Annotated in this window: 9 protein-coding genes; all 9 read left to right on the top strand. The window is 30.6% G+C overall.

Annotation, left to right across the window (positions count from 1 at the left end):
• Window positions 1-20: 20 nt before the first annotated feature.
• On the top strand, window positions 21-3728 hold the full coding sequence (locus ACW9UN_RS00985) for an efflux RND transporter permease subunit (protein WP_459483126.1): 3708 nt from the start codon (window positions 21-23) through the stop codon (window positions 3726-3728).
• The gene (locus ACW9UN_RS00990; protein ID WP_347173910.1) at window positions 3725-4942 is read left to right on the top strand and encodes a TolC family protein; all 1218 of its coding nucleotides are present in this window, start codon (window positions 3725-3727) and stop codon (window positions 4940-4942) included. Before ACW9UN_RS00985 ends, ACW9UN_RS00990 begins: the two co-directional genes overlap by 4 nt.
• A gap of 2 nt (window positions 4943-4944) precedes the next feature.
• Window positions 4945-5595 (top strand): DUF3347 domain-containing protein, encoded by a 651-nt coding sequence (locus ACW9UN_RS00995; RefSeq protein ID WP_347173911.1) that lies wholly within the window; start codon window positions 4945-4947, stop codon window positions 5593-5595.
• On the top strand, window positions 5596-6048 hold the full coding sequence (locus ACW9UN_RS01000; RefSeq protein ID WP_347173912.1) for a heme-binding domain-containing protein: 453 nt from the start codon (window positions 5596-5598) through the stop codon (window positions 6046-6048).
• Window positions 6049-6058: 10 nt separating this feature from the next.
• Complete coding sequence (locus ACW9UN_RS01005; protein WP_459483127.1) at window positions 6059-8536, top strand: heavy metal translocating P-type ATPase; 2478 nt, start codon at window positions 6059-6061, stop codon at window positions 8534-8536.
• 2 nt (window positions 8537-8538) lie between these two features.
• The gene (locus ACW9UN_RS01010) at window positions 8539-9249 is read left to right on the top strand and encodes a PepSY domain-containing protein (protein ID WP_459483128.1); all 711 of its coding nucleotides are present in this window, start codon (window positions 8539-8541) and stop codon (window positions 9247-9249) included.
• A 2-nt stretch (window positions 9250-9251) separates the two neighbouring features.
• A complete protein-coding gene (locus ACW9UN_RS01015; protein WP_459483129.1) occupies window positions 9252-11021 on the top strand; it encodes an efflux RND transporter periplasmic adaptor subunit in 1770 nt (589 codons plus the stop codon).
• A 31-nt stretch (window positions 11022-11052) separates the two neighbouring features.
• Complete coding sequence (locus tag ACW9UN_RS01020) at window positions 11053-11451, top strand: heavy-metal-associated domain-containing protein (RefSeq protein ID WP_088352998.1); 399 nt, start codon at window positions 11053-11055, stop codon at window positions 11449-11451.
• Between the two features lie 116 nt (window positions 11452-11567).
• Complete coding sequence (locus ACW9UN_RS01025) at window positions 11568-11879, top strand: DUF6660 family protein (protein ID WP_070236307.1); 312 nt, start codon at window positions 11568-11570, stop codon at window positions 11877-11879.
• The last annotated feature ends 100 nt before the right edge of the window (window positions 11880-11979 follow it).

An 11979-nucleotide genomic window follows, 5' to 3' on the forward strand; every position in this document is an offset into this window, starting at 1 on the left:
AATTGTTTAATTATCAAAAAATGATAAATAAAAGTATAAAATTTTTAATAGAAAATAAACTAGTAGCAGTTCTATTACTTTTCCTATTTATAGGATGGGGAACTGTAAATGCGCCTTTTAATTGGGAGACCGGAATTTTACCAAGTGATCCTGTTGCTGTTGATGCAATTCCCGATATTGGCGAAAATCAACAAATAGTATTTACCAAATGGGATGGTCGTTCACCTCAAGATATTGAAGACCAAATTACCTATCCCTTAACAACTTCTTTATTGGGTATTCCAGGAGTAAAAACAATACGTAGCTCTTCTATGTTTGGATTCTCTAGTATCTATATCATTTTTGAAGAAGATATTGAGTTTTACTGGAGTCGAAGTCGAATTCTAGAAAAACTAAATTCATTACCTAGCGGATTATTACCCGAAGGTGTAAACCCTGCTTTGGGTCCAGATGCAACAGGTTTAGGTCAAATATTTTGGTACACCTTGGAGGGTCGTGATGAAAAAGGAAATGTTACTGGTGGTTGGGATTTACAAGAGTTACGTAGTATTCAAGACTACTATGTAAAATATGCTTTATCATCTGCAAGTGGAGTTTCTGAAGTAGCTTCTATTGGTGGGTATGTAAAGGAGTATCAAGTGGATGTCAATCCAGAATTAATGAGACAGTATAATATTACTTTAAGTCAAGTGGTAAAAGCTGTAAAACAAAGTAATAAGGATATAGGTGCTCAAACTTTAGAAATCAATCAAGCTGAATATTTAGTTCGTGGTTTAGGCTATGTCAAATCAATCTCAGATATTGAAAATGCAGTAGTAACTTCAGAAAACTTTACAGCTATAAAAATTAAAGATATAGGAAAAGTTTCTTTAGGTCCAGCAACTCGGAGAGGATTATTAGACAAGGAAGGTGCTGAGGTTGTTGGTGCTGTTGTAGTAGCAAGGTATGGAGCAAATCCTATGGAAGTTATTAATAACGTTAAAGAAAAAATTAACGAATTAAGTGCAGGTTTACCCTCCAAGGTTTTAGCAGATGGTAGAACCTCACAAGTAACTATTGTTCCATTTTATGATAGAACAGAACTTATCCAAGAAACCTTAGGAACGTTGAACGAAGCTTTAACATTAGAAATTCTAATCACAATTTTGGTTATTATGATTATGGTTTTTAATCTTCGAGCTTCAATTCTAATTTCGGGTTTACTTCCTGTTGCTGTGTTAATGGTATTTATTGCAATGAAACTTTTTAATGTGGATGCAAATATTGTAGCCCTTTCAGGTATTGCTATTGCTATTGGTACTATGGTTGATGTTGGTGTTATTCTTTCAGAAAATATTATTCGTCATCTAGATGAAAATAATGATAAGCTTCCAATCAATTCTGTAGTATACAAGGCAACAGCAGAGGTATCAGGCGCAATAATTACTGCAGTAATGACAACCATTATCAGCTTTATACCTGTTTTTACAATGATTGGTGCAGAAGGAAAACTTTTCCGACCATTAGCATTTACAAAAACCTTTGCTTTAACGGCTTCAATAATTGTTGCCTTATTTTTAATTCCACCTTTTGCAGCATTTTTATTCAGAAAGAAAACTATAAAAAAGAGTTTCAATTATGTTGTAAATTCCACCTTAATAATTGTTGGTTTTGCGGCTCTATTCTATGGATATTGGTTAGGTATAATTTTAATAGGTTTTGGAGTTACTGGAGTATTAAAACTTCAAGAAAAAATAAATGAGAAGAATACTAACCTTGCAAACATCATTATTTCTGTTTCAGCAATTGTAATTCTATTGGCAGAATATTGGAGACCATTAGGAGTTGATAAAAGTATCTTTTGGAACCTCATTTTTGTAAGTATTATTTGTTTTGGTTTACTAGGTGTTTTCTCATTATTCATAAAATTTTATACTCGTATTTTAAAGTGGTGTTTAGATCATAAATTATTATTCTTATCTGTTCCTACTGCTATTGTAATTGCAGGTGTTTTCATTATGAAAAATACTGGTAAAGAATTTATGCCATCATTAAATGAAGGTTCATTTCTTTTAATGCCAACTTCAATGCCTCATTCTGGTGTTGAGGAGAATAAAAGAGTATTGCAACAATTAGATATGGCTGTTGCAACTATTCCAGAAATAAAAAACGTTGTTGGTAAATCGGGTAGAACAGAATCTGCTTTAGACCCTGCTCCATTATCAATGTATGAAAACGTTATTCAATACAAATCAGAATACGCATTGAATGAAAATGGAAAAAGACAGAGATATAAAGTAAATGATGAGGGCTTGTTTGCTTTAAAAAATGGTCAATTCATAGCAAACCCTAACAATTCTGAGAATACTACTTTCAGTAATATTAAAAGTTCTCAATTAATTGAAGATAATGATGGAGAATTTTATAGAAACTGGCGTCCAAAAATTGAATCACCTGATGACATTTGGAAAGAAATTGTTAGAGTAACAAAATTACCTGGTGTTACCTCTGCTCCAAAATTACAACCTATTGAAACACGTTTGGTAATGTTACAAACTGGTATGCGTGCACCAATGGGGATAAAAGTAAAAGGGCAAGATTTAAAACAAATTGAAGATTTTGGTATTCAATTGGAAGATATTTTAAAGCAAGCTGAAGGTGTGAAACAAGAAGCAGTTTTTGCAGATCGTATTGTTGGTAAACCTTATTTATTGATTGATATAGATAGAAAGAAAATAGCACGTTATGGTATTACTATAGAAGAAGTCCAAAACGTTCTTAAAGTAGCAGTTGGTGGTATGGTATTAACCCAAACTGTTGAAGGTAGAGAACGTTATGGTATACGTGTTCGATATCCTAGAGAATTACGTGGCAATCCAGAAGATTTAAAACAAATTTACATACCAATTGCAAAAGGAAGCTCTATTCCATTAAGTGAAGTCGCTAATATTAGATATGAACAAGGTCCACAAGTTATTAAAAGTGAAGATACTTTTTTGGTTGGTTATGTTTTATTTGACAAGTTAGATGGTTTTGCAGAGGTAAACGTAGTAGAAAATGCACAAGCACTAATTCAAGAAAAAATAGATAATGGTGAGCTAATTGTACCAAAAGGTATTAATTACAAATTCACAGGAACCTATGAAAATCAATTAAGAGCAGAAAAAACATTGTCTGTAGTTGTTCCTCTTGCGTTAGCAATTATATTTCTGATTTTATATTTCCAGTTTCGTTCAGTAGGTACATCTTTAATGGTTTTTACAGGTATTGCAGTTGCTTTTGCAGGTGGTTTTATAATGATATGGCTATATGGTCAAGGTTGGTTCTTAAACTTTAATTTTTTTGGTGAAAATCTACGAGAACTATTCCAAATGCACCCAATTAACTTAAGTGTAGCGGTTTGGGTAGGTTTTATAGCGCTGTTTGGTATTGCTACAGATGATGGTGTTGTAATGGCAACATATCTAACTCAAATTTTCGATAGAAATACACCAAAAAACAAAAAAGAAATTAGAGCATCTATTGTAGAGGCTGGAGAAAAAAGAATCAGACCTTGTTTGATGACAACAGCTACAACAATTTTAGCATTATTACCAGTTTTAACCTCAACAGGTCGTGGAAGTGATATTATGATTCCAATGGCCATTCCAAGTTTTGGAGGAATGTTAATTGCGCTAATTACCTTATTTGTTGTTCCTGTACTATACAGCTGGAAAGCTGAAATTCAACTTAAAAAATCAGCAAAATGAAACATATAAAAATTTTAATATTCGTTCTATTTGTTTCTGTGTCTGTAAAAGCACAACAGTTAGAAAGCCTTATAGAAATAGCATTGGCCAATAATCCAGAAATTCAAAAATTTGAATTGAGGTATAAAATTGCTACAGAAAAAATAAATGAGGTGAATACAATTCCGAATACTGAATTTGGTGTAGGTTATTTTGTGAGTGAACCAGAAACAAGAACAGGTGCTCAACGCTTTAAGGTATCTGCAAAGCAAATGATACCTTGGTTTAACACGATTGCTGCTCGTGAGAATTATGTAGGTTCATTAGCCAAAGCAAAGTATGAAGATATTGTAATTGCAAAGCGCAAATTAATGACTTCTGTATCACAATCGTATTACAATTTGTATGCTAACAAAGCGAAACAAAAAGTATTGATAGAAAATATAGAATTATTAAAAACCTACGAAACATTAGCTTTAACATCGGTTGAAGTTGGTAATGCTTCTGTAGTTGATGTTTTAAGATTACAAATGCGTCAAAACGAATTGCAGCAATTACTAGATGTTTTGATTCAACAATTTATTGCAGAACAGACTGTTTTTAACAAACTCTTAAATCGTGAGAAAGCAGTAAAAGTTACTGTTATTAATGAGTTAACAATTCCTTCAGAATCTTTTGAGGATAATTCGAAAGTTTTGGAGTTACATCCAGAGTTATTAAAATTCGATAAGCTTTATTATTCTGTAGAACAATCTGAATTGTTAAACCAAAAAGAGAGCAGTCCAATGATTGGTTTTGGATTAGATTATATAAATGTAGAAAAACGCCCAAATTTAGATTTTGGCGACAATGGTAAGGATATTATAATGCCAATGGTGTCTATATCAATTCCAATATTCAACAACAAATACAAATCGAAAACAAAACAAAATCTATTACAACAGGAAGAGATATTATCACAAAAGCAAGAACGTCTTAATAAACTTATAACTCGTTTAGATAAAGCTGTTAATGATAGAGTTTCAGCTCGTATTAGTTACAAAACACAATCTAAAAATTTAAAACAAGCAAAAAATGCTCAGGACATTCTAATGAAGAGCTACGAAACAGGAAAAATAGATTTCAATGATGTTTTAGACATTCAGGAATTGCAATTAAAGTTTCAACTAAATCAAGTAGAGTCTATTAGAAAGTATTACATACAATCAACAATTATTAATTATTTAAAACAATAAAAATGAAAAACTTAAAATTAAATACAGGAATTATAGTAGCAATATTAATCTTATCAATTGCAATTTCTTGCAAAGACAGTAAAAAAGAAAGTAAAAATCACAAGAAGCATCAAACAGAAATGAAAGGTGAAGCTCATTCTATGATGAAACATAATAACACAGATGGTCATCATAAAAAATCAATTAAAAAAGAAGTAAGAACAATTGAGGTAAATAATCAAAAGAACATCACAACTGCATTAATTATTGAGGCTTATATAGAAATTAAAAATGGTTTAGCTTCTGACAATAAAGAAAACGCTGCAAAAGGAGGAACTGCACTAGTGGAAGCATTTTCAGTTTTTGATATGGCAAAATTATCAACTGAAAATCACAAAGAATATATGGAAATAATGGAAAGTGCCAAGGAACACGCAGAACATATTGTAAAAAGTGATATAAAGCATCAAAGAGAACATTTTCTTTCTCTAAGTACAGATATTATTGATTTAGTAGCATTATTAGGCACAGAAAAAACACTTTACAAAGACTTCTGTCCAATGGCTAACAACAACAATGGAGGTTATTGGTTGAGTGAAATCAAGGACATAAAGAATCCATATTATGGTGCAAGAATGCTTAAATGTGGTAGTGTAAAAAAGCAAATAAATTAAATGAAAATTGTAAAAATCATAACATTGGTTTTACTGGTTGCTTTTGTGGGAATACAATTTATTCCCACAACGCTCAACCAAAGTAAAAATATTCCAAAAACTGATTTTTTGTTGGTAAACAATACTCCTAAAAATATTAGCAGAATATTACAAAAATCCTGTTATGATTGTCATAGTAACAATACTAATTATCCTTGGTATAATAAAGTTCAGCCTATAGCTTTGTTTTTAGAAAGTCACATACAAGAAGGAAAAAAAGAATTAGATTTTAGTAAATGGACAGAATATTCAAATAGAAGAAAGAAAAGTAAATTAAAATCAATTATGAGTCAAATAAGAGATAACAAAATGCCTTTGTCTTCTTATACCTTAATTCATAGTGATGCAAAATTAACTAAGAATGAGAAAGAGAATATTACTGATTTTATAAATAAAATAATTGATAGTCTTTAAAAAATAAAAGATGAAACATACATATAACATACAAGGAATGACTTGCAATGGTTGTAAAACCAATGTAGAAAATGCTTTAAGTAAACTAAAGGAGATTACAAAAGTAGAAGCATTTTTAAAAGAAAAAACAGTTGCTATAGAAATGTCTTCACATATTTCTTTAGAAAAATTACAAGAAACTTTATTGAATGCTGGGTTACATTATACAATTGAAATGCCTGGTCATAAAAAGCATAAAGAAGTAAAAATTATTGAAGAAGGTAATGGTATTTTTTATTGTCCAATGCATTGTGAAGATGATAAAACATATAATTCTCAAGTAGGTTGCCCTGTTTGTGGAATGGATTTAGTAGAACAACCAAAACTACAAGTAACAACTAAATATACGTGTCCTATGCATCCTGAAATTATAAAGGATAAACAAGGAAACTGTCCTATTTGTGGAATGGATTTAGTCGCAATTGAACCTTCAGAAAAGGAAGAAGATAAAACCTACCAAAATTTGCTTAAAAAAATGAAAATTTCTGTACTATTTACTGTGCCTATTTTCATAATTGCAATGGCAGATTTAATTCCAGGAAACCCAATAACAAAAATGCTTTCTCAATCTACTTGGAATTGGATACAGTTAATTCTATCCCTACCTGTAGTATTTTATACTTGTTGGATGTTTTTCGAACGTGCCTATAAAAGTATAAAAACTTGGAATCTTAATATGTTCACACTAATTGGTATAGGTACAGGGGTTGCTTGGTTATTCAGTTTAGTCGCAATGTTTTTTCCAGATGTATTTCCAGATCAATTTAAAACGGAAAGTGGTACAGTATTCGTCTATTTTGAAGCGACAACAGTAATTCTTACACTTGTTTTATTAGGTCAATTGTTAGAAGCGAAAGCACATAGTCAAACAAATGGTGCAATTAAAGAACTATTAAAATTAGCACCAACAGAAGCAACTTTAGTTACAGAATCAGGTGACGAGATTATTTCAATTCATAATATTAAAAAAGGAGATTTACTTCGTGTTAAACCAGGAGATAAAATTCCTGTTGATGGAAAAATTACAGAAGGTCATAGTAATATAGATGAATCTATGATAACTGGAGAGCCTATTCCTGTGGATAAAAAAATAGATGATGCTGTAAGTTCTGGTACAATTAACGGTACAAAATCTTTTGTTATGATTGCAGAGAAAGTAGGTTCAGAAACCTTACTTTCTCAAATTATTCATATGGTTAACAATGCAAGTCGTTCAAGAGCTCCTATCCAAAAATTAGCAGATAAAATATCTAAATATTTTGTACCTATTGTTATTGTAGTAGCAGTTATTACTTTCATTGTTTGGCGTTATTATGGACCAGAACCAGCAATGGTATTTGCTTTTGTAAATTCTATTGCTGTATTAATTATTGCGTGTCCTTGTGCATTAGGTTTGGCAACACCTATGTCAGTAATGGTAGGTGTTGGTAAAGGTGCTCAAAATGGTGTTTTAATCAAAAATGCTGAAGCTTTAGAAAACTTAAATAAAGTAGATGTACTAATCACTGATAAAACAGGAACAATAACAGAAGGTAAACCATCTGTAGAAAAAGTAATAAATACAGCTGGCACATTTGATGAAAACTTATTACAAGGTATTGCTTCCTTAAACCAATACAGTGAACACCCTTTGGCTGAAGCTATTGTAAATTTTGCAAAATCAAAAAATATAAAACTTCTAGAATCAAAAGATTTTGAAGCTGTTATGGGCAAAGGTGTTATTGGTACGGTTAGAAATAAGAAAATTGCGCTTGGTAATAAAAAATTAATGGAGCTAGTAAAAGCAAAAATTACTTCTGAATTTGACACTAAAATTATTACAGAACAAGAACAAGGTAAAACAGTTTCTTACATTGCTATTAATCAAATTGTGGTAGGTTATGTTACCATAACTGATGCAATAAAAGCTACCAGTAAACAAGCGATAAGTGAATTACAAAAACAAGGCATAGAGGTAATTATGTTAACTGGCGATAATAAGCGAACAGCAAAATATGTTGCAGACCAATTAAACTTAGCTAGTTTTCAAGCAGAATGCTTGCCCGAAGATAAATTAAATGTCATAAAAAAATTACAATCTCAAGGAAAAATAGTTGCAATGGCTGGAGATGGCATTAATGACGCTCCTGCATTAGCACAAGCTAATATAGGTATTGCAATGGGAACAGGTACAGATGTGGCCATAGAAAGTAGTGAAGTAACATTAGTTAAAGGAGATTTACTCGGTATTGTCAAAGCAATAAATCTAGGAAAAGGAGTAATGAAAAACATCAAACAAAATTTGTTTTTTGCTTTTATTTACAACATTCTGGGTGTTCCAGTAGCTGCAGGTTTATTATTTCCATTTTTCGGAATTTTACTATCTCCAATGATTGCAGCAGCAGCTATGAGTTTTAGTTCAGTTTCTGTAATTGTAAACTCTTTAAGGTTAAGAAATATTAAATTATAACAATGGTAAACAGACAAGCAGCATTAAAAATTAGAAAGATACATCGTTATTTAGGTTTGTTTTTAGGAATTCAGTTTTTATTTTGGACAATTAGTGGTTTATATTTTAGTTGGACAGATATTGATGAAATTCACGGAGATCAATTCAAAAATTTAAAATATCAACCACAGGCATTTAACAACCTCATTAGTCCATCAGATTTAAAAATTAAAAATGGTATTTATTCTATAGAGCTAAGAGACATTAATAATTCCCCATTTTATTGGATTAACAAAGAACAATTATACAATGCTATTGATGGTAGTTTAAAGGCTGCAATCACTAAAGAAGAAGCTCTTTATGTAGCTAAAAACTATATGAAAAAGGGTTTAGAAGTAGTTGACATCAATTTAATTGATAAAACAGGTAAACATCACGAATACAGAGAAAAACTACTACCTGCTTATGTAATTACCTACGCAAATGATGAGAACATAAAAGCCTATGTATCCATAAAAGATGGAAAATTTCAAACTGTTAGACATCAAAGTTGGAGATGGTTTGATTTCTTATGGATGACCCACACAATGGATTATGAAGGTAGAGATAATTTTAATACTATCGTTTTAAGAGCCTTTTCACTTTTAGGATTAATCACAGTTTTAAGTGGGTTTTTATTATGGTTTACCTCATCCCCTACAATTAGAAAAAAATTAAAAAAACAATCAATTTAGAAATGAAAAAATACGCAATTTATATCGGAATATTAGCTATTGGTCTAGTATTAGGGTGGATACTTTTTGGTAATTCATCAACTCAAGAACCTCAACACAATCATAATGAAACAACAAATACAAACCAAAAATGGACGTGTTCTATGCATCCTCAAATTATGAAATCAGAACCTGGAGATTGCCCAATTTGTGGTATGGATTTAATTCCAGCTGCAAGTAATTTAGATGGTTTATTGGCAGATCAATTTATGTTATCAAATAATGCAATGGCACTGGCAAACATTCAAACTTCAATAGTAGACAAAGGCAATCAGCAAGACAATTTTATAAAACTGTCAGGTAAAATTGTAGAAAATGAAGAATCAAATGCAGTTCAAGTTAGTTATTTCTCTGGAAGGATAGAGAAATTAAATGTCAGTTTTACTGGTGAAAAAATTAATAAAGGACAACTTTTGGCAACTATCTATTCTCCAGAGTTATATGCCGCTCAACAAGAACTAATTACTGCAGCTAATTTAAAAGAATCACAACCTACTCTATATAAAGCTGTAAAAAGTAAATTAAAACTTTGGAAATTAAATGATATGCAAATAACCCAAATTGAAGCTTCAGGTAAAGTAATAGAGAACTTTCCTGTGTATGCAACAGTTTCTGGTACAGTTTCAGCAAAATTAGTAGAGCAAGGTGATTATATAAAACAAGGGCAACCACTTTTAAAGATTTCAAAACTAAGTACAGTTTGGGGTAATTTTGATGTGTATGAAAATCAAATAGACAACTTTAAAAAAGGGCAAGAAGTTATGGTATCAACAAATGCTTATGCTAATGAAGAGTTTAAAGGGAAAGTAGATTTTATAGACCCAATTTTAAATACAGAAACAAGAATAGTAACATTAAGAGTTGTTTTAAATAATAAGCATAATAAGTTTAAACCAGGAATGTTTGTTGAAGCTAAAATCAAAAATAGAACAGGTAACAAAAATAATACTGTAAGTATACCTTCTTCTGCTGTTTTATGGACAGGAAAAAGATCTGTTGTTTATATAAAACAAAATACAACTAAGCCAGTTTTTGAAATGCGTGAAATTACGTTAGGAAAAAAATTAGGTGATAGTTATGAAGTTTTAGAGGGCTTAAGTAATGGTGATGAAATTGTAACAAATGGTGTTTTCACTATTGATGCAGCAGCGCAATTACAAGGTAAGAAATCTATGATGAATAAAGTGGGTGGTAAAGTAATGACAGGTCACGAAGGGCATCTAGGAATGGAAACTAAGAAAACAAATAAAATAGACCACTCTAAAATGAATGAGCGTATTAAAGTTTCAATAAATTTTCAAAATCAGCTAGAAAATGTATTTAATAGTTACATAAAATTAAAAGATGAATTGGTTAATGAGGATGCTAATAATGCAATGTTAACATCAAAAATAATATTAGAAAATATATCTCAAGTTGATATGAAACAATTAACAGATAAGAATGCGCATAATCATTGGATGACTATAGAAAAAGAAATAAAAGTGTCAGCCAATTCAATTTCAAAGAGTTCAGATATCAAAGTTCAAAGAGACCATTTTAAACACCTTTCTTCACATCTAATCAATGCAATTAAACTATTTGGTATTAATAAAAAAGTCTTTGTAGATTTTTGCCCAATGGCAAATAACAATAAAGGGGCATATTGGTTAAGCAAACAGCAAAAAATAACAAATCCTTATTATGGTCAGGCAATGTTAAGCTGTGGAGAAGTAAAACAAATATTAGAGTAATAAAGTCAATCAATAATTAAATTTTAAAACAATGAAGAAAGTAATTTTAAGTATGGTAGTTATTATAGCAATAGTGTTTACTAGTTGTAAAAACGAAGCCAAAAAAGAATCAAATTCAGCAACTACTACAATGTCTAAAGAAATGGCAATGAAAGATATTTCTTTTGGTGTTAGAGGTAACTGTGGAATGTGTAAAAGAACAATTGAAAAAGCAGCAAATAGTGTTGAGGGTATAGCAAATGCAAATTGGGATAAAGATAAAAAGCTAATAAAAGTATCCTTTGATGAAGGAAAAACAGATGTAATGTCAATTCATAAAGCAATTGCAGCTTCTGGTTATGATACTGAAAAAGTGAATGGAGATTTAGATGCTTATGAGGGGCTACCTGGTTGTTGTAAATATGATCATTCTATGGAAATGAACCAATAAAACTGTTTAGGGAAGAAGTGTATTTTTTTTTATAAAAAAGCACTTCTTCCAAAACTATTAGTTAAGCTTTATTATTTGCACAACCATTGCATTAATTTATTTATATCTTTGCTATAATGAAATATTTAACCTTCATATTATCGCTTTATATTTTAGCTCTTAATTTAGCACCTTGCGAAGATTATGCTGCGCTTGATAATGAGGTTAAAACAGAAAATTTACAAGCAACAAACAGTGATCATCAACATCAAGATTTAGACTTATGCTCTCCTTTTTGTATTTGTCAATGTTGTCATATTAATACAATAGATTTCAAATTTATAGATGTAAATATTATCTCATACTACATTTCTACCCAAGACTTTTTCTACCAAAATGGTACAGAAAAAGACTTTACTACTTCAATTTTACAGCCACCAAGGGCTTAATTCAGTTTTTCAAAGGATAATTATATCCAATTTAGAACTTAAAAAGCTCTAACAGTTTCGTGTAGTTCTATATTTTATATCAGAATTAAGTCGAGAAGTC

Source organism: Polaribacter litoreus (genome assembly GCF_054584775.1).